The 20,274-nt window shown below is 59.8% G+C and carries 15 protein-coding genes; 14 read left to right on the forward strand and 1 reads right to left on the reverse strand.

Annotated elements, in window-relative coordinates; genetic code table 11:
• From whiA to EXY20_RS30870, 5 genes are all read left to right on the forward strand, one after another.
• Nucleotides 1-936 (forward strand): DNA-binding protein WhiA, encoded by a 936-nt coding sequence (gene whiA / locus EXY20_RS30850; protein WP_135556271.1) that lies wholly within the window; start codon nt 1-3, stop codon nt 934-936.
• A 164-nt stretch (nt 937-1,100) separates the two neighbouring features.
• Nucleotides 1,101-1,370, forward strand: coding sequence for an HPr family phosphocarrier protein (locus EXY20_RS30855; protein WP_135556272.1), 270 nt, complete (start codon nt 1,101-1,103; stop codon nt 1,368-1,370).
• A gap of 689 nt (nt 1,371-2,059) precedes the next feature.
• The gene (locus EXY20_RS30860) at nt 2,060-3,862 is read left to right on the forward strand and encodes a copper amine oxidase N-terminal domain-containing protein (RefSeq protein WP_135556273.1); all 1,803 of its coding nucleotides are present in this window, start codon (nt 2,060-2,062) and stop codon (nt 3,860-3,862) included.
• A gap of 179 nt (nt 3,863-4,041) precedes the next feature.
• The gene (locus tag EXY20_RS30865) at nt 4,042-5,175 is read left to right on the forward strand and encodes a response regulator (protein WP_167859648.1); all 1,134 of its coding nucleotides are present in this window, start codon (nt 4,042-4,044) and stop codon (nt 5,173-5,175) included.
• A 15-nt stretch (nt 5,176-5,190) separates the two neighbouring features.
• Nucleotides 5,191-8,334: a hybrid sensor histidine kinase/response regulator gene (locus EXY20_RS30870; RefSeq protein WP_135556275.1), complete on the forward strand. Its 3,144-nt coding sequence runs from the start codon at nt 5,191-5,193 to the stop codon at nt 8,332-8,334.
• A 409-nt stretch (nt 8,335-8,743) separates the two neighbouring features.
• On the opposite strand, the gene clpP is transcribed toward EXY20_RS30870, so the two are convergent.
• Nucleotides 8,744-9,325, reverse strand: a complete 582-nt coding sequence (gene clpP, locus EXY20_RS30875) for an ATP-dependent Clp endopeptidase proteolytic subunit ClpP (protein WP_135556276.1) — start codon at nt 9,323-9,325, stop codon at nt 8,744-8,746.
• Nucleotides 9,326-9,910: 585 nt separating this feature from the next.
• On the opposite strand from clpP, the gene EXY20_RS30885 reads away from it, so the two are divergent.
• From EXY20_RS30885 to dgoD, 9 genes are all read left to right on the forward strand, one after another.
• Nucleotides 9,911-10,753 (forward strand): phytanoyl-CoA dioxygenase family protein, encoded by an 843-nt coding sequence (locus tag EXY20_RS30885; protein ID WP_135556278.1) that lies wholly within the window; start codon nt 9,911-9,913, stop codon nt 10,751-10,753.
• Nucleotides 10,754-11,027: 274 nt separating this feature from the next.
• Nucleotides 11,028-12,773, forward strand: a complete 1,746-nt coding sequence (locus EXY20_RS30890; RefSeq protein ID WP_135556279.1) for a type 2 periplasmic-binding domain-containing protein — start codon at nt 11,028-11,030, stop codon at nt 12,771-12,773.
• A gap of 114 nt (nt 12,774-12,887) precedes the next feature.
• Nucleotides 12,888-13,826 (forward strand): ABC transporter permease, encoded by a 939-nt coding sequence (locus EXY20_RS30895; RefSeq protein WP_135556280.1) that lies wholly within the window; start codon nt 12,888-12,890, stop codon nt 13,824-13,826.
• Between the two features lie 18 nt (nt 13,827-13,844).
• Nucleotides 13,845-14,720: a carbohydrate ABC transporter permease gene (locus tag EXY20_RS30900; protein ID WP_135556281.1), complete on the forward strand. Its 876-nt coding sequence runs from the start codon at nt 13,845-13,847 to the stop codon at nt 14,718-14,720.
• Nucleotides 14,721-14,873: 153 nt separating this feature from the next.
• A complete protein-coding gene (locus EXY20_RS30905) occupies nt 14,874-16,070 on the forward strand; it encodes a Gfo/Idh/MocA family protein (RefSeq protein WP_135556282.1) in 1,197 nt (398 codons plus the stop codon).
• Entirely contained in the window at nt 16,067-16,813 is a 747-nt protein-coding gene (locus EXY20_RS30910) for an SDR family NAD(P)-dependent oxidoreductase (protein WP_135556283.1), read from the forward strand. The genes EXY20_RS30905 and EXY20_RS30910 overlap by 4 nt, the downstream gene beginning before the upstream one ends.
• Before the next feature lie 287 nt (nt 16,814-17,100).
• Nucleotides 17,101-17,766, forward strand: a complete 666-nt coding sequence (locus EXY20_RS30915) for an RraA family protein (RefSeq protein ID WP_135556284.1) — start codon at nt 17,101-17,103, stop codon at nt 17,764-17,766.
• Nucleotides 17,767-17,797: 31 nt separating this feature from the next.
• Nucleotides 17,798-19,129: an MmgE/PrpD family protein gene (locus EXY20_RS30920; protein ID WP_135556285.1), complete on the forward strand. Its 1,332-nt coding sequence runs from the start codon at nt 17,798-17,800 to the stop codon at nt 19,127-19,129.
• On the forward strand, nt 19,126-20,274 hold the full coding sequence (gene dgoD, locus EXY20_RS30925) for a galactonate dehydratase (protein ID WP_135556286.1): 1,149 nt from the start codon (nt 19,126-19,128) through the stop codon (nt 20,272-20,274). The genes EXY20_RS30920 and dgoD overlap by 4 nt, the downstream gene beginning before the upstream one ends.

Here is a 20,274-nt window from a genome sequence, read left to right on the forward strand (position 1 = left end):
ATGTCCTTTGCGGCGCAGACCAAAAAGGAATTGACGCAGGTGGAGGCGGAGAGCTGCTGCGAAAAAGCGGAATTGTCCGCCATGATCCGGATGAACGGCGCGGTTCAGGTGTCGAGCCAACGCGTTGTGCTGGATATTTCCACGGAGAATGCGGCGATCGCCAGACGCATCTACACGCTCGTCAAGAAGATGTTCCGCGTGCACGCCGAGCTGCTCGTCCGCAAAAAAATGCGGCTCAAAAAAAACAACGTCTACATCGTTCGCGTCCCGAACCAGGTGCAGGCGATCCTGGCCGAACTGAAGATTGTGTCCGAAGGCTTCATGTTTACGCCCGGCATCGATCGCAGCATCGTCAAAAGTCCCTGCTGCAAACGCGCTTATTTGCGCGGCGCCTTTATGGCCGGCGGGTCGGTCAACAATCCGGAAGGCTCGTCCTATCATCTGGAGATCGCCTCGATGTACGAGGAGCACTGCCATGCGCTGGTGCAGCTGGTCAACAAGTTCGAGCTTAACGCACGCTGCATCGAGCGGAAGAAAGGCTTTATCCTGTACATGAAGGAAGGCGAGAAGATTATCGAGTTCCTCAGCATCATCGGCGCGCATCAGGCGCTGCTGCGCTTCGAGGACGTGCGCATCATGAAGGATATGCGCAACTCGGTGAACCGCATCGTCAATTGCGAGACGGCGAATTTGAACAAGACGATCGGCGCCGCGGTGCGGCAGATCGACAACATCCGGCTGCTGCAAAAGGAGCTGGGGCTGGATCAGCTGCCCGACAAGCTGCGCGAGGTAGCGGAAATTCGGCTCAAGCATCCGGACATGAACCTGAAGGAAGTCGGCGACATGCTGAAAGGCAGCGTCAGCAAGTCCGGCGTCAACCACCGGCTGCGCAAAATCGACGAAATGGCCGAGAAACTGCGAAATTCCTCGTTTTGATGCGGACAACCATCATTTCTGCACTTCTTACTAGTGCAGCGCGCGTAAAAATGTTATAATAAACGGAAAATGGATTATCGCCCGGCAGCTTTTCTCGGGAAGGCGTGTCGCGGCTGATTGTAACGGAGCTTATTTGGAATTCAGTATTAGGGGGTATTGTGTTCATGTCGAAACGACCCGTAGTCGTCAAGTTGAGAACAGGTTTGCACGCGCGGCCGGCTGCGTTATTCGTTCAGGAAGCCAACAAATTCTCATCCGAGATCTTCGTCGAGAAAGAAGAGAAGAAAGTGAACGCCAAGAGCATCATGGGCATTATGAGCCTGGCGATCAGCTCGGGAACGGAAGTATACATCAGCGCAGAGGGTGCTGACGCCGAGCAGGCTGTAAACGCTTTAGTCGTGCTCGTCAGCAAGGAAGAGCTGGAGAACCAATAAGAGCGACCAGGGGCTTCCGGCAGCGGAAGCTTTTTTCACATAAAGAAACGTTCGGAGGCAGCCCGCCGCCGGCGCACTTTCGTAAGGAAAGTGGCCGGTCGGCGGGTTGTTTGGCGTTCCGGGGCCTTCTGTAAAGTACCTGAGTAACTTTAAGTGCATTATTACACTTAAATTCGCCCCAACGGCTGATGGGGACAACTTAACTGCAAAAATACATTTTATCTTCTCTGGTTTTCCAACATTAGGTCCACTCAGCCGAATTTAAGCGCGCTTTTACATTTAAATGAATCAAACGAGTCGAAAAGGCAGCATTTAAATGTATTTATGCATTTAAACGCGACCAGCCCGCCAAGGCGTCCGTTTTCGTATCGAAAGCAGCTCCCGACACATTCCGCGCTCAAAAGTACTTTTTATAGATATTTTTCCTAAAAATATAAATTTCTAATTGAGGGAGCCAGGGTGAGGTTGTTATATCTGGCGGAGCCGGGTTCGTAGCGTTATGCATATATGCATAACGCTACGAAAATGCGCCGCGGCGAAAGAAGCGCTGCCGGGTCTGAGCGGGAAGAATGGTCGTAGCTGCGAGAGCGGCGTGTCGAAACCTTTTCCCCGCCGCCCGCGTCTAATGGACATGGACGCAAAAGGAAAAGAGTCCACCACTAGCGGAGAGAAGGAGCAGAGAACCGAACATGAAGACGCACAAAAGAGGATTGGCCTTGCTGCTGGCGGCGCTGATCGCCATCGTCTGGGCCGTTCCTTACGCGGGAGCCGTATCGACGACAACGCTGCAAATTTCGATGTTGACCAATCCAGCCGTTCCGACGGTGAACGACACGGTGTACAAGCCCGAAGCTACCGTCAACGGCACGGTTTATACGCTGGAAGCGGGGGCGTTGCTCGTTGGCGACAAGCCTTACGTGCCGCTTAAGTTTCTGGGCGATACAATGGGCGTGAAAGTACAATGGAACGAAAAAACGAAGCTTGTCGAGATGGTCGCCGGCAAAGCGAAAATCGAATTCGACATCGCGCAGAAGCAGGTGCTCATTAACGGCGTCAGCCGGTCTTCCGATACGATCGCCTACATGTCGGGCGATAAACTGCTCGTGCGTCTCGACTGGTTCGCCGATTATACGGGCGCGAAGCAATATTACGATGCCGCCGCGCGCAAGATCGATATCGTCTACGTGAAACGGCCGGACGAAATCAGCGACTCGTCGGAGGTGTCGCAGCCGGTGGCGAAGTTCACGTTCGCCAAGTCGACGTACAAGGTCGGCGAGCCGATCGAATATGTCGATCTGAGCTACGACCCCGATGCGGAAGGGTTGCCCAAGTATGAGTGGAGCGGCAAACAGGACGCGTTCTTCACTTCCGGCACTTACAGCATCACGCTCAAAGTAACGGACGGCTCGGGGCACGTCAGCAAGCCGTATACGCGTACGATCAAGATCAGCCCGGACGTGTACATTCCGAACGAGCTGGAATACAAGATGCACTTTTTGCCGGTCGGTTCCTTCATCAAGACGGATTGGAGCATGATTTGGGCCAACTTCTGGGATTTGCCGATCCTGCCGACGAAAGTCGTCGAGGACCGCTCGCGCACGCTGATCGTCAGCGACAGCCCCGAGACGATTATGCAGAAAGGCATCCTGTACCAGGAGCGGGTGAACGGCAAAGCGCGGCTGTACGCGGACCATGTCAACGGCACCGAGGATAAAGTGCAGTTCGTCATCATGGCGCGCAATACATCGAACAAGCCGGTTACGATCCGAACGACGAACAAGGGCGAAGTGTACCCGTCGATCTACGCCAACCTGATCGGCCACGAAGCGTCCGTCGACTTCATGCTGCACGACCCGCAGAACATTGCGCCGCTCGTCGTGCCGCCGGGTCAAGGCTACGTGTACGTGCAGATGCCGGACTTCTATCCGGGCCAAGGCGTGAACGTGTTCTACGATGTGGAGACGGACGGCGAAATCGAGTTTTCGTTCGTGGCGATGGACAACTCGATCTCCACGCCGACATCGGCGTCGCTCGGCTTCTACAAGCCGCTCGACTTCAACGGCCATGTGCGCGGCACGTTCCCGGTGGCGGACAAGACGTGGAACGTCGACATGAGCAGCTTCACGAGGCCGCAGCGGCTGACGATCGGCGACGGCAAGGACGATCCGTTCGTGGCCGGCTACGACCAGCAGCGCCGCATGGAAGTGAAGAACGACGGCAACTACGGCATGCTTTATCATATTCATGCGGACAAGCCGCGCAAGATGGCGGTGCTGCTGATGGCCAAGGGCGGCGTCTTTAAAGGGCCGTTCAAAATCAACAACAGCTTCGTCATGGCGCCGGGTTCCGGCGTGCTGCCGGCGTTCGAGAAGGTGCAGGTGCTTGCGCGCACGACGGGCAAAGAAGATTCGTTCGATATCGAGTTCACGCCGCCGGCAGGCTCGGCGTTCCCGATCGACATCATCTTCTGGCCGCTGGACGAACTGGAATAAGCTTCGCCGCCCGGTCAAGGGCAGCGATTAAAGAAGCGACGGACCTTGCGCCCCTATAGGGAGGCGGGGTCCGTTTTTTGCGGCGTTGAGGCTATTTTTTCGCAGATCGGTCGTCATTGTCCAGAGAAATGCCAGAATCGCGTGGTAAAATGATAGGAAAACGAAGAAGGCAGATAGCGATGAGAGCGATGATTGTGGATGACGAGCAGCCGGCGATCGACATGCTGAAGGTGCTGCTCGACGCCGACGGAAGGATAGACGTGACGGGAACGTACCGCAAGCCGCTGGACGCGCTGGCGGCGGTAACGGCGGCGAAGCCGGATGTCGTGTTTCTCGATATTCAGATGCCGCTGATGAACGGGCTGGAGCTGGCCGAGCTGCTGCTTGCGGCTCACGAGGAACTGGAAATCGTGTTCGTCACGGCATACGATCGTTATGCGCTCGACGCCTTCAAGGCAAGCGCGATCGACTACTTGCTGAAGCCGATCGACGAAACCGGGCTGGAGCGGTCCTTGTCGCGGCTGTTCCGGCGCAAGCAAGGAGCGGTGCGGGCCGAGCCGCAACAGCCGCAGGCCGTCAACCTGATCTGTTTCGGCGGATTTGCCATCGCCTGCGATCTGCCGGACAGCCCGTTTGTGAAATGGCGAACGACGAAAGCCCAGGAACTGATGGCCTACCTGTGCATGAAACGAGGGCAGGAGGTCAGCAAGTGGCAGATCATGGACGACCTCTGGCCGAATTCCCTCCAGGAGCAGAGCCACTCCCACCTGCATACGACGATCTACCAGATTCGCAAAACGTTGACCGCGCACCGCGTTCCGGCCCGCCTGCTGTTTCGCAACTCGCATTATAGCCTCGAAGCGGGCGGCTTGGTCAGCGACATGGAGCAGTTTGCCAAAATGTACGAGGCGTGCGCCGATATCGGCGACGCCAACATCGCCGATTGCGAGCGTTGTCTCGATCTGTATGCGGGCGATCTGTTCGGAACGTGGGACTACGTGTGGAGCCTGCAGGCAAGGGAGATGTACCAGCAGCAATTCGCAACGCTTACGAAGCGGGTCAGCCGATACTATTTGCAAACGGAGCGCGCCCAGCCCGCCTTGCAGCGGTTGCTGAGGCTGATCGACCGACAGCCGCTCGACGAAGCGGCTTACGACATTTTACTTCGGATCGATATCGCGATGAACAACAGGGCCGCTTTTATCGGCCATTACCAGAAGCTTGAACAGGCGCTGCGCGCGGAGCTCGGCGTGGAGCCGAACGACGGCATCAGGCAGCTCTGGGAGCAATGGGAAACTACTAACCGGCCGTAATGGGAGGCTCTCGCCATGGCGAAAGAAGGAATGCAACCGGGCAAGGGAGAGCGGAAGCAGCCGCAGCGGTTGCAAACGTTTCTGCTGTGGCTGTCGACGCTTGTCATCGCAATTACGATTGCCGTGCCGGTTTACAAGGAGTTTGCGGAGCCGGGCCCGAAGGCGGTGGCAGGCGTGCTGGATTTGACGTCCTGGGATGCGGACGGTTCGGACATCGTCAAGCTGAACGGCGAGTGGGCGTTCTACTGGAGCAAGCTGCTGGAGCCGGCCGACTTCGCAGGGCCGGACGGCGGCGGGCTCCAGCAGCCGGTATGGACGAACGTGCCGTCCAGTTGGGATAGCGTCGCAATCGACGGCAAGCGGCTGCCCGCCGTCGGTTACGCGACCTATCGGCTGCGCGTGCTGATGCCGGTCGAGCACGGCATCTTCGGGGTCAAGACGAGCAATATTCGCGCGGCGAACCGCATCTTCGTCAATGGCGAGCTCATCGGCCAAAGCGGCAATCCCGCTGCGTCGCCGGACGCGATCGTGCATCGCAACACGCCTTATGCGGGTTATTTTGAGATTAATGCGCCGACGGTCGACATTATCGTCCAGGTCGCCAGCTTCAAGAGCTTCAACAGCGGCATCGTTCAGGCGATTTCCTTCGGCAACCAGCATGCCGTTTCCAGCTTCAACAACTACAACAACGCGCTCGACGGCGGGCTCGCCTGGGGATTTTTGACCATGGCCGTTTATTTTATTGGCATCTATTTCCAGCGGCGGCCGCATCGCGAGCTGCTGTTCTTCGGTCTGTGCTGCCTGGCGACGATGTTGTTCCTCATGACCCATTCCGAGCGGCTGCTGACCCAGCTGTTTCCGCAGCTGTCGATCGAAGTCCAGTTGTACATCGAGGATATCGCCGCCATTCTGATGGCGTACTTCTTCTCCCGTTATGTGTACCATTCGTTCCCCGGCCTGTATCCGAAACGGCTGCTCCGGGGACTCGAAGTAGCCGCCGGCTCCGGCATCGTGCTGGTGCTGTTCACCACGGCCAGCTACAACGGCCCGTTCGTGCTTGCACTATCCCTGTCGATACTGGTCGTCATGCTGACCAACAGCTACTACATGGCCAAAGCGGCCAAACAGGCGGAGGACGGTTCGGCCTATTTGTACATCGGCATTTTGGGGACGCTCGATTTTGTCGTCGTCAACTTTTTGAACAACATCTGGAAGCTGGAGGAGCATTATATATTTCCGGCCGCCTTGCCGATTGTCGTCTTGTCGCAGGCGTTGTACATGTCGAAGCAGTACACGCGGTCGTTCCAAACGATCCAGGACTTGTCCGACCGTTTGTCGGCGCTCGACAAATTGAAGGACGAGTTTCTGGCCAAAACGTCGCACGAACTGAAAACGCCGCTGAACGGCATCATCAACATCTCGCAATCTCTGCTTGCCGGTGCGGGCGGCGGCCTGAACGCCGTCCAGTCGAGCGACCTCAAGCTGGTGGTCGACACCGGCAAACGGCTGTCCACGCTGGTCAACGACATTCTCGACTATTCGAAAATGAAAAACCGCGATTTGCAGCTGCGGTTCACCCATTTCGACTGCTGCATGGTCGTCGACGTGGCGATCGAAATGCTCGGCCATTCGATCCGGAACAAGCCGCTGGCGCTGGTGAACCGGCTGCCCCGCCGCGAATTCGTCGTGTATGCCGACGAGAACCGGTTCATGCAGATCGTGTACAATCTGCTGGACAATGCGATCAAATATACGCCGGCAGGCGAAATCGCCATATCGGCCAAACGGGAGGACGGCTTCGTTCAGGTGACCGTATCCGATACCGGGATCGGGATTCCGGCCGATCAATTCGCCGCCGTCTTCACTTCGTTCGAGCAGCTCGAGCCCAGCTTGACCCGTTCGCACGGCGGCGTCGGCCTCGGGCTGGCGATCACGCAGCAGCTAGTCGAGCTTCATGGCGGCACGATTCGGGTCCGCTCGGAGGTGGGCGTCGGCACGCAGATGACGTTTTCCGTGCCGGCCGGGCGCAGCGACCGGACGAATGGCCGCGAGGCGGACGGCTTGCCGGCGGTCGCCGTCTTCGGCCCCGGGTCGGCCGCGGCGCAAACGGCCGTCGCCGCGCCCGCGTCGCCGGAGCGCGAGCGCCAGGGGGCGTACGCCATTCTCGCCGTGGACGACGACTACAGCAGCCTGAAGGCGATGGCGAACCTGCTGGCCGTGGAAGGGTATGCCGTCACGACGGCGGCCAACGGGGAAGAGGCGCTGCGGGCATTGTCGAGCGGCCGCACGTTCGACTTGTGCATCCTCGATATCATGATGCCGGGGATGTCCGGCTACGAAGTGTGCCGCATCGTGCGCGAGCGGTATTCGCTGCTGGAGCAGCCGATTCTGCTCGTGACGGCCAAGAGCCAGTACAACGATCTTGCCGCCGGCCTGGCCGCGGGGGCCAACGACTTCCTGGAGAAGCCGTACGATCATGCGGAGCTGAAAAGCCGCGTCGGCACGCTCGTCCAGCTCAAGCAATCGGCCGACGAACTGGTGCGCAAGGAGCTGAGTTTCTTGCAGGCGCAGATCAAGCCGCATTTTATTTACAATACGCTGAACGCGATTCTCGCCTACAGTTATTCCGATCATCCGCGCTCGCGCAAGCTGCTGCACAATTTCAGCACTTACTTGCGCAATTGCTTCGATTTCAAGGAGACGACCGCGTTCGTTCCGCTGGAGCAGGAGCTGGCGCTGCTGCAAGCATATGTGGAGATCGAAAAAGCGCGGTTTCTCGACATGCTGGAAGTCAGCATCCAAGTCGATCCGGAGATGATCGGCGCGTTCGTGCCGCCGCTGGTGATCCAGCCGCTGGCGGAAAACGCGATCTATCACGGCATCATGAAAAAAGAAAACGGCGGGCGCCTGACCGTCTCCGTCGGTCGCGAGCACGATATGCTGCGCATCGAAGTGGCGGATGACGGCGTCGGCATGGCGAGCGAAGCGGAGGAGGGCAGGGCGGGGGCGGCCGCCGCGAAGCGCAAAGGGGTGGCGCTGGACAACATCCGCAAGCGGCTGTACCGGTTGTACGGCAGCGAGTTGGTCATTCGCAGCGAAGCGGGGAAAGGCACGGTCGTGTCCATGACGATTCCGCTCGGCGGCGCGGGGGAGTCGTGATGGAAATCGGCCATGTTTTGGGGCGGTCGATTTCTTGCGAGCAACGTCAGATTGACTGCTCGGCAACCCGAATAGCCCATGAAAAATGGCCTATTTGCCCTATATCGCCCGGCCCGCCTGCAATAGCCAGTGATTTCCCTGGTTATTTGCCTCAGATCGCCTACAAATCGGCACTTCAAGCGAAATAGCCAGTGATTTCGCTGGTTATTTTGAAGAGGCTGCCCGATTTTGGCGAAATAGGCAAGAAAATAGGGCCTATTTTGCAGAGGGTTAGTTGTCGGAAGGGGGAAAGGCGCGCATGAAGCAAAGTGTCTGCTCCATGCAACATCGCTCCACGCCAAAAAAAGGCATCTCCGGGCGGCCGTATAGCCGCTTGGGGATGCCTTTTTGCCTTGCAGGTCAGGTGCGTTTACACGCGTTCGATAACCTTGTCGACGAGACCGTACACGCGCGCTTCCTCGGCGCTCATGAAGTAGTCGCGGTCGGTGTCCTTCTCGATGCGGGCCAGATCCTGACCGGTGCGTTCCGCGAGGATCAGGTTCAGCTTGTCGCGCATCTTGATGATTCGCTTCGCGCGAATCTCGATGTCGCTTGCCTGGCCTTCCGCGCCGCCCAGCGGCTGGTGAATCATCACTTCGCTGTTCGGCAAGGCGTAACGCTTGCCCTTGGCGCCCGCGGCGAGCAGGAACGCGCCCATCGACGCGGCCATGCCGACGCAGATCGTGGAGACGTCCGGCTTGATGAACTGCATCGTATCGAAAATCGCCATGCCCGACGTGATCGAGCCGCCCGGACTGTTGATGTAGATGCTGATGTCCTTCTCGGCATCCTGCGCGGCGAGGAACAGCAGCTGCGCGATAATCACATTGGCGACAACATCGTTGACCGGCGTACCGAGAAAAATGATGCGGTCCTTCAGCAGCCGCGAATAAATATCGTAACCGCGCTCGCCGCGTCCGTCCTGTTCGACGACCATTGGGATGAAGCTCATAGGGAATCCTCCTTGGGTAAGTGATGAACTTTCTCCTAACTATAGCGAAAAAAAAGCAAAAGGTCAAGAAAGGTCAAATGGCACGCAGGCCCATTGGCGGATGGGGCCGGACAGCGCGCGGCAACGACCGGCGACAAAACCAGCATTACGGGAAAACCTCCCGTTTTTTTTTCGTTTTTGACTGGAAAAGGGGAAATAGATGGAAAACCTCCTGCTATTTCAGCGCCAAATCGCGAATTCCGGGCAAATGGTGAAAAATAACGGGAGGTTTTCCGGTTATTATGGCAAATGGACGGTTTAAGCGCGAATTAACGGGGGGTTTTCCTGTTATTTGCTTGCAGCGAGCGGTGCTGCACGTTTGGGCGGAACACGCGGCGTTGCTTTACCCTGCCAAACTTGCCCCCGGCACCCCGGGCACGGAAAAAAGGAACGTTTGTCGAATAAAAAGGAATAAATATTTTCAAATTGAAACAAAAAAACATTTAAATTTTCCTTTTCATATGGTACATTGAGGGTGGGCCCGCAAGTTGACTTCGATTGATTGAATTTTATCCGCATGCAACAGACAGGAGGGGGAGATCGCCCATGTCGGTATCGCCTTATCAACGGTTCAAGCAAGAGGGCTACCTCGTTTATCCGCAGCTTTACGAAGGCGGCCAGTTGGCGCTGATCCGGGAGGCGTGCCTGCACGTGCTGGAGCGATATACGGCGGAGCACGACAGCCAGCGTCCGGAGGAAGATTTCCACGTCATCAGACATTTGAACGATCCCAAATGGTTTGCGGGAAGGGAAGATTTATTCCGCGCGCTGCTCGATACCGTCGCCGATCCGCGTTGTCTCGGACCGGTGGAGCACATTTTTCGCGGACCGTCGCTCTTTCGCTGCACGAGCCTGTTCGTCGCCCCCCGCAAAATAAGCAAGGACGGCGACTGGCACCGCGATTCGCAGTTTGCCCACGCCGAGGAAGAAGAGAAACGGATTCTTCGCGACATCCGCGATTCGGATCTCGTCGACGGGCTGCAGATGCAAATTCCGCTCTACGACAACGCCGATATCGAATACGTTCCCTATTCGGCGAACCGGTACGATTCGCCCGAGGAATATTACATCCGCCTGGCGGACGGATGGAGCCACAACCGCGAGGAAGGCATGCCGAACGCGATCCGCATGCACCTGCAAGCCGGCGACGGCTTGATCTTCAACCCGTACGGCTTGCATCGCGGCCGCTACCACACGGATAAGCCGCGGCTGACGCTGATGCTGACGTACACGCCCGAGTCGTGCACGTTCCGCGACACGTTCAGCAACCAGCCGTGGTGTCTGAACGAAGGCTACCTGGACGGCGTTTCCGCGCGGGCCAGGGCGTATTTTCAGGAATTTATCCGCACGTACCGCGACTTCTGGACGGAGTCGCCGGCAACCCCGTAACAGACACCAAATAAGTAAGCGTTTTCATTTATAGAACTTTCGCTCACAGAGTGCTTGAAACAGGACCACTATAAGATCGTGTTCAAAAAGCCAGCTTTTCAGCACCGAGAAGGTTGCGAGAACCCGAAGAAGGAGTAGCGGAGTTTAGTCAAAACCTAAATGAGCAACGGACTTCGAGGGTGAACGCAAGATTCGATGCCGAAAACGCTTCCTGAAAAACTTCGTGATCAAAAGCTGGCTTTTAGAACGACCACTAAAAGGGAGGTACGCGCAAATGGGCAAACGCTTCTCCTTCTTCAAGCTGTCGCTTGTCGCCGTCATGGCGGCAACGACGCTGTACGGCTGCACCAAAAGCAAGGACGAAGGGCAGAACGCTTCGCCGTCGGCCAGTCCGTCCGGCACGGCTGCGGCGTCGGTTTCGGCGTCCGGCTCGCCGGCCCCGGCGAAGAAAGAGCTGTACACGATCAAAGTGCTGCAGGACCAGAAGATGAACGTCAAGACGAGCGACGAAACGGAGGTGGGCAAATACATCAAGGATAAATTCGGCATCGTCTTCGAATTCATTCCGTTCAGCGGCGACTACGTGGCCCAGACGAGCACGATGCTGGCCGGCAACGACTATCCGGAGCTGCTGCGCCTGCAGCGGAACGTGACGTTCCAGAACTATTTGAACGCCGGCGCCTTGCTCCCGCTCGACCCGTATCTGAAGTCGGTGAGCGAGTTCAACACCGCCTACAAGGATTTGATTCCGTACTGGCGCATGCTCTCCCCCGACAACAAGCTGTACAAGTGGGAATACCGCGTGCCGACCGAGCTCGGCGACACCTGGGACATTCTCGTGCGCACCGACGCGCTGGAGAAACAAGGCTGGCCGAAAATCGTCAGCGAAGACGATTACGTCAACTTCCTGAAGAAGGCGCTCGCCGACCAGCCGCAAACGAACGGCAAAAAGACGCTCGGCCTCGTCGCCCCGTTCGGCGAGTCGTGGGGCAGCGCGCTGGCCGCGCTCATGTACGACAAGGGCGGCGACTACGTCTGGGCGGCGACCAACACGGCGCTGTTCAACACGAAGACGGAGCAATACGAAAGCTACATCAAAAACACGTACGTCAAACAATCGTACCAGTTCTTCAACCGCCTTTACCGCGAAGGCCTGCTCGACAAGGACAGCTTCACCGACAAGATGGACAACGTGACGGAAAAGGTGAAAAGCGGCCAGGCGCTGGCGGCCTGGTACGTCGGCTGGCTGGCCGGCGAAGTGAACGCGGCGTTCGAGAAGAGCGGCAACATCAACCAGGAATACGTACACCTGAGCATCCGGCTCAACTCGCAGGTGAAGAACAACGAGAAGCGGCTGATCAAGGTGGAAACGACGCGCGACTTCGACACGATGGTCATTACCAAAAAGGCCAAATACCCCGAACGCATCATGGAGCTGGTCAATTGGGCGGCTTCCGGCGAAGGGCAGACGATTTTGCAATCGGGCATGGAGGGCAAGCATTACACGATTTCCGGCGGGAAACGCGTGCCAACCGACGAGCTGAAAAAAATATGGGCCGACCCGGACAACAAGTCGGGCATCGGCAGCGCCTTCGCTTTCCTCGGCCAGAACCGGTCGCGCGACAAGAACGGCCAGTATTACGACTTGCGCAACGACCCGGACGTCAAGGACTCGATGGTGCTGACGCAGCGGATGCGCGACGCCTTCCAGAAGATGGGCTACAAAAACTCGAGCGGACCGTGGGAGCTCGGCTCGACAAACGTGGTTTACCCGCTCGGCCTGACGAACAGCACGGCGATCGACCCGCAGAGCGACCTCGGGCCGCTGCAGGAGAAGATGGTCGAGCTGCTGACGCGCAGCTCCTCGAAGCTGATTCTGGCCAAGGACGACGCCGATTTCGAGAACGTGTACAAATCGGTTGTCGCCGAATACGACAAGCTGCAGTCCGATAAAGTAGTCGACGAATTCAACCGGCTGTACAAGGAGTCAAAGGCCAAGCTGGATGCGGCCAAAAAGTAGCGGGCGGGAGATCGGGTTTCGGACCGGAGGCGGGGCGCGTCGCGCTGTCGCTTCCGGTCGGCTTGCGCCGGCGGGGGCACAAGCCATCTGCAAGGAATCGAGGGGGGATGCAGGGTGAACGACACGGCAGCAGCAAAAGGCAGACGGTCGCCGCGACGCTGGTATCGGTACCGTTATTTGTACGCCATGGCGCTCCCGGCGGTAGTGCTGGTGTTTCTATTCAACTATGTGGTGCTGGCCGGCTGGATCATCGCGTTCAAAAACTACCGCGCCGGCATGACCCTCTGGTCGGCCAAGTGGGTCGGGCTGAAAAATTTCAACGATTTTTTTCTGCGCAGCGACGATTACATTTTTCTGCTTCGCAACACGCTGGTGATGAACCTGGGGGCGCTGTTCGTCGGGCTGTTTTCCGCTTTCGTGTTCGCCATTCTGCTGAACGAAATCCGCCATCGTTTTTTTGCCAAGCTGGTGCAGACGACGACGTTTTTTCCGTTTTTTATCTCCTGGGTCATCATTTACGCGTTCATGAATTCGCTGTTCGCGCCGTCGACCGGCGCCGTCAACGAGCTGCTCGCCGGCTGGGGCTGGATTTCCGATCCGATCAACCTGCTCGGGGACAAGAAGTTCTCGTGGACGCTGATGATCGGGCTCGAAACCTGGAAGGGACTCGGGTACAACAGCGTCATTTTTCTAGCGGCGATTGCCGGCATTCCGGCGGAGCAGTACGAAGCGGCGGAGGTTGACGGCGCCGGGCGGTTCTGGAAGATCGTTCACGTCACCGTGCCGAACATGATGCCGACGCTGGTGGTGCTGCTCATCCTGAACAGCGGCTGGATCCTGAACTCGAACTTCGACCAGTACTTCCTGTTCACGAACGCAACCAACTGGGAATCGATGCAGGTGCTGGAGATGTACATTTACCGCTACGGCCTGCAGCTGCTCAATTATCCGTTCGCCACGGCGGTCGGCATTATGAAGTCGGTCGTCAGCATCCTGCTCGTCATCGGCGTCAACGCGCTGTCCAAACGGGTCAACGGCCAGTCCATTCTGTAGCGGGGAGGGTTTCGGTTCATGAAAAAACGCAGCTTCGGCGGTTTGTTGTTCGACGGGCTCAACACCCTCTTCATGGTGCTGGTCGTGTTCGTCATGGCGTTTCCGTTCCTGTACGTGCTGAACTATTCGATCAGCGATCCGGCCAAGGTCGGCACCGGGCTGATGCTGGTTCCGGCCGGGATCAATTTCGAAGCGTACCGGATTGTGCTCTCCGATCCGGACATCGTGCGCGGCTTTTTCATTTCGGTCTGCCGCACGATCGTCGGCCCGCTGGCGATGCTGCTGCTGACGTCGATGGCCGCGTACGTGCTGACGCGCAGCGATATGCCGGGCATCAAGGCGCTGCGCCGCTATTTTGTGTTTACGCTCTATTTTTCCGCGGGCATCATTCCGACGTACCTGCTGATCCAGCAACTGCAGCTGATCGGGACGCTGCTGGTGTACATCGTGCCGGGCATGGTTGGCGTGTTCAACATGGTGCTGATCAAGACCTATATGGAAAGCATTCCGAAAAGCCTCGAGGAGGCGGCGCTGATCGACGGGGCGAACGATTTTGTCGTGTATGCCCGCGTCATGCTTCCGGTCAGCATGCCGGTGCTGGCGGCGGTGACGCTGTTCTCCAGCGTCGGCCACTGGAACGCCTACATCGACACGCAGCTCTACAACACGATGTACCCGGAAAATTACACGCTGCAATATTACTTGTACAACCTGCTGGCCAAGTTCAACAATATCGAAAGCTTGAAGGACGCCGCCAACCACGCCCAAACGATTACGCCAAAAAGCTTGCAGATGGCCATGACGATCGTCACCGTCGTGCCGATCATGCTCGTGTATCCGATTTTGCAGCGGTATTTTGTCAAGGGGCTGCTGATCGGCTCGATCAAGGGCTGAGGCCTTGAGGGGGCTTGATCAGGGCATGGAGCAGCGGCAAAAGGGAGCGATAAAGGCGACGGGAGCGACAGGGCGACGGAACAACGGCATACGGGAATCGTCAGGTCGACGGCACAATGGAATACAGGAGCGGCAAGGAAGGAGGCAAAGGAAATGGAGAGGCGCGTCAAGCTGGCGGTGCTCGGCGGCAATCGGGGGCAGGCGTTTAACGCCGCGCTGGGGCTGCTGCGGGAGGAAGTGGAGCTGACCTGCATTTGCGACTTGTCGGGGGAAACGATTGCGTCGTGGCAGGCGCGGTTTCCCGGCATTCGCGGCTATGCCGATTACGCCGACATGCTGGAGACGGGCGATTGCGACGCCGTGTTCATCGCCACGCCGATCGCACAACACGCCGGCCAGGCGATCGCGGCGCTGCGCGCCGGCAAACACGTGCTGTGCGAAGTGTACGCGGCGGACACGATCGACGAAGCCTGGGCGCTGGTGGAGGCGGTCGAACAGTCCGGCCTCGTCTACATGCTGGCGGAAAATTACTGTTACTTGCGCGCCAACATGGCGGTGTTGAACATGGTGCAATCGGGGGTGTTCGGCGACATCACGTTCGCCGAAGGCGCCTACGTGCACGATTGCCGCCGGCTTCGGCTGGATGAGCGCGGGGCGCTTACCTGGAGGGGAGAGCAGCTGCGGCGGTTTCGCGGCAACTCGTACCCGACGCATTCGCTCGGCCCGATTGCGCGGTGGCTTGGCGTCAACCGCACGGACCGGCTCGTTCGTTCCGCCACGTTCGTGTCGCGAACGGGCAGCCTGCTCCATTACATCGCGGACCGCTACGGCGCCGATCACCCGGCGCTGCAGCCGGGCTTCTGGGCGCACGGCGACACCGTGACGACTGTCGTCGAGACGGCGTCCGGCGCGCTGGCGACGCTGCGCTTCGACGGCGATTCGGCGCGGCCGCACAATATGGCCGGTTATTCGCTTCAGGGCACGAAGGGCGCTTACTTGTCCGGCCGGTACGAAGGCGAGGACGGTCTGGTCTGGCTGGAGGGCATCGGCCAAACGGACGAATACGGGCAAGCGGCGGAATGGGACCGGCTGTCCGCGCTGTACGACCGGTTCGAGCATCCCGCCTGGCGACGGTACAAGGAACAGGCGCAACGGACGGGGCATGGGGGCGGCGATTTTTTCGTGCTGCGCGATTTTGTCGCTGCGATCCGCGAAGGTACGCCGCCGCCGATCGACGTGTACGACGCGGCCGCCTGGAGCGCGGTCGTGCCGGTGTCGGCCGAATCGGTGCGGCGAGGCGGCGCGCCGGTGGAGATCCCCGATTTTACGCGAGGGAGATGGCGGGGATGAGACTGAAGGGCAAGGTGGCCGTCATTACCGGCGGCGCGTCGGGCATCGGCAGAAGCGGCGCGCTGGTGTTCGCCCGGGAAGGGGCGAAGGTGGTCGTCGCCGACATCGCCGAGAGCGGCAGGGAAGTGGCCGAAGCGATCGTCGCGCAAGGGGGCGACGCGATGTTCGTGCCGACGGACGTGTCGTCGGCCGAACAGGCGGAGCGGATGGCGGCGGCGGCGCTGGAACGGTACGGCCGGATCGACGTGCTGTTCAACAACGCGATGTGGTACCGGGTAAGGCCGCTGCTCGAGGTGACGCTCGAGGAGTGGCGGCGGACGCTCGACGTGACGCTGACCGGGACGTTCCTGTGCTGCAAGGCGGTACTTCCGGCGATGATCGCCGGCGGTGGCGGGTCGATCATCAATACGTCCTCCACGGGAGGCACGGTCGGCTTCGAGGCGCACTCCGCCTACAGCGCGGCCAAGGCGGGAGTCAACCTGCTCACGCGCAGCATCGCGATCGATTACGGCAAGATGAACATTCGCGCCAACACGATCAGCCCCGGCATCGTCGCGACGCCGAACACGCAGAAGGATGTCGACGATCCGGAGATTCATCCGTACTACATGTTCAAATGTTTGACCGGACGCGTCGGCCGGCCGGAGGACATCGCCTACGCGGCTGTCTATTTGGCCTCCGACGAGGCGGCGTTCGTCACCGGCACGAATCTGTTCGTCGATAACGGCTGGACGGCGCGTTGAGACGGGCGGTGTGACGGGCGAGGCGGCGAAATAGCTCATAAAAAACGGCTTATTCACCGGTTTTGGCCCGCCGCGTCGAAAATAGCCAGTGATAACATGGCCTATTGTGCCTGCACAGCCGCAAATCGAGCATTTCCGCGAAATAGCCAGCGAAATCACTGGTTATTTCACAGAACGCGGGCGAATTTGACGAAATAGGCCATAAAAAATGGCTTATTGCAGAACGCGTCGAGCCTGAACGGGCCCGATTGCGGCGTCACATACTTCTTGACGATGGAGGACAAACGATGGTGCCGACTGAGGATGCGGAGCTGTTCGCCCTGATGGAGCGGAAGCTGTATGCCGCGGTAATATGCGACACGCTGGATGAGCTGGGCTATCGCAACCAGGCGATGAACGAGCGGCTGCGGCCGCTCGACCTTGAGCGCGTTACGATCGGTCGGGCCAAGCCGATGCTGACGACCGACGTGTACCATATCGCCGACAACTGCTACGAGAAAGAGATCGAAGCGATCGACAGCATCCGCCCGCTCGAGGTAGTCGTCGCCGGGACGAACCGCTCCACCCGCAACGGGTTGTGGGGCGAGCTGCTGTCCACGGCCGCGAAGATGCGCGGCGCCCGCGGCGCGATTATCGACGGGCTGATCCGCGACACGGGCAAAATTGCCGCGCTCGGCTTTCCCGTCTATTGCACCGGCTTCAAGCCGGTCGATTCCAAAGGGCGCGGGCTGCTGATCGATTACGACAATCCGGTGGAAGTCGGCGATGTGCTGGTGCGCAAAGGCGACGTCGTCTTCGGCGATCGCGACGGCGTGGTCGTCATTCCGCGGGAGGCTCTGCGGGAAACGGTCGAAGGCGCGCTGCGCAAGGTCGAGAGCGAAAACGACACCCGGCGCGAGCTGCTCGAAGGCAAGCTGCTGCGCGAGGTGTACGACAAATACGGCGTGCTCTGAGCGAGCGGGCGGCTGGAAGGAGCGACCAGGAATGAAGCGAATGCTGGCCTTTATTCGGGAAGGAACGGCACGCGATATCGACGCGGCGACGGCGCAGGCGCTGCGCGAGGCGATCGCCGATGTGGCGGCGTGCACGATCGCCGGGGCGGAGGCGCCGGTATCCGGCATCGTCCGCCGGTACGCCGCGCTGCAGCACGGCGCCGGTCCATGCTCCGTTGCGGCGAGCGGCGAGCGGCTGTCGCCTGCGGGAGCGGCGCTTGTCAACGCCACGATGGCCAATGCGCTCGACAACGATGACGGCCACCGGCTGACGAAAGGCCATCCGGGCGCCGTCGTGTTCCCCGCGGCGCTGGCCGCCGCCGAACATGTCGGCGCAAGCGGGGCGGCGTTTCTCGACGCGATGCTCGTCGCTTACGAAACGGCGATTCGGGCCGGCATCGCCGCACATGCGCAGCGTCCCGACTACCATTGCACCGGCTCCTGGGGAGCGGTCGGGGCGGCGGCGGGGGCGGGCCGGCTGCTGGGCCTGACGGAGGGGCAGCTTGGCCACGCGCTGGGCATCGCCGAATACCAGGCGACCTACTCGCCGATGATGCGCTGCATCGACGCGCCGTCGATGCTGAAGGACGGCATCGGCTGGGGCAGCATGGCCGGCATCGGCGCAGCGTATTTGGCCCGGGAAGGCTTCACCGGCATCCCGTCCCTGTTCGCTTTCGCGGACGCGGAGCCGCTGCTGGCCGAGCTCGGCGAACGGTACCGCGTAAACGAGCTGTACTACAAGCCGTACCCGTGCTGCCGCTGGGCGCAGCCGGCGATCGAGGCGATGCTCGCGCTCGAGCGGACGTACGGTTCGCTGCGGGGCACAATCGCCTCGATTGTGATCCACACGTTCGCCGAATCGTCGCGACTGATCAAGACGTACCCGCGCGATACGGAGGAAGCGCAGTACAACCTGTTCTACCCGCTGGCGGCTTATCTCGCCTTCGGCGAGCTCGGGCCGCGGCAGGCGCTGCACACGCTGGAGCATCCGGCGCCGCGCGCCTATATGGACCGGATGGAGGTGCGCGTCGATCCCGCGCTGGATGCGCAGTTCCCGGCCAAGGCGCTCAGCCGGCTGGAGCTGCGGCTGACGAGCGGCGAAGTTCTCGTCTCCGGCGCGATGCAGGCGCGCGGCGACTACGATTACCCGCTCTCCTTCGCGGAGAAACGCGAGAAGTTTCGCCGGCTTACGGCGCCTGTGCTGGGAGCCGAGCGAAGCGACGAACTCTACGGCACGATCATGGAGCTCGACCGGTTGGACAATATGGGCGGTCTCATCGCCCTGATGCAAGGCAGCGCGGCGAATGGAGGCGGGGCGGCATGAACATTCGTTCGTTCCGGCTGTACAAGGTGCCGCCGCGCTGGCTCTTTCTGAAAATCGAGACCGATTCCGGCATCGACGGCTGGGGAGAGCCGATCGTCGAAGGCCGCGCCGATACGGTCGCCGCATGCGTGAAGGAGCTGATGGCCTACCTGATCGGCAAAAATCCGTTCGCCATCGAGGACCATTGGCAGGTCATGTACCGGGGCGGCTTCTATCGCGGCGGTCCGGTGCTCTGCAGCGCGATGTCGGGCATCGAGCAGGCGCTCTGGGACATCAAGGGCAAGCATTACGGGATGCCCGTTTACGAAATGCTCGGCGGCGCGGCGCGCGAGCGCGTCCGCGTCTACAGCTGGATCGGCGGCGACCGTCCGAGCGACGTGGCCGCCGCGGCGAAGCGCAAGCAGGCGGAAGGCTTCACCGCAATCAAGATGAACGGCGCCGAAGAAATGCACTATATCGACACGACGTCGCGGCTCGACGCGGCGATCGAGCGGGTGGCGCTCGTCCGCGCCGCGGTCGGCAAGGACATGGAGATCGGCGTCGACTTTCACGGCCGCGTGCACCGGGCGATGGCCAAGGTGCTGGCGAGGGAGTTGGAGCCGTTCCGGCCGATGTTCATCGAGGAGCCGGTGCTGCCGGAGCATGGCGAGGCGCTGCGCGAGCTCGCCCGCCATACGTCGATCCCGATCGCCACGGGCGAACGGCTGTATACGCGCTGGGGCTTCAAGCAGCTGCTGGCCGACGGGTACGCTGACATCATCCAGCCCGATCTGTCGCACGCCGGCGGCATTCTCGAATGCCGCAAAATCGCCGCTATGGCCGAAGCGTACGACGTCGCCGTTGCGCCGCATTGCCCGCTCGGTCCGATTGCGCTCGCTTCGTGTCTGCATCTGGACGCCTGCTCGCCGAACGTGCTCATCCAGGAGCAGAGCCTCGGCATGCATTACAACGAAGGCTGCGACTTGCTCGATTATTTGCGCAATCCGGCTATTTTTGCCTACAAGGACGGGTATGTCGGGCTTATCGACCGGCCCGGGCTCGGCGTCGACATCGACGAGGCCAAGGTAAAGCAAATGGCCGCGGTCGGCCACGATTGGCGTTCGCCGGTGTGGCGGCATGCGGACGGGACGATCGCGGAATGGTAA

Origin of the sequence: Paenibacillus cymbidii (assembly GCF_004764705.1) — a bacterium.
Classification (GTDB): Bacteria; Bacillota; Bacilli; order Paenibacillales; family NBRC-103111; genus Paenibacillus_AN; species Paenibacillus_AN cymbidii.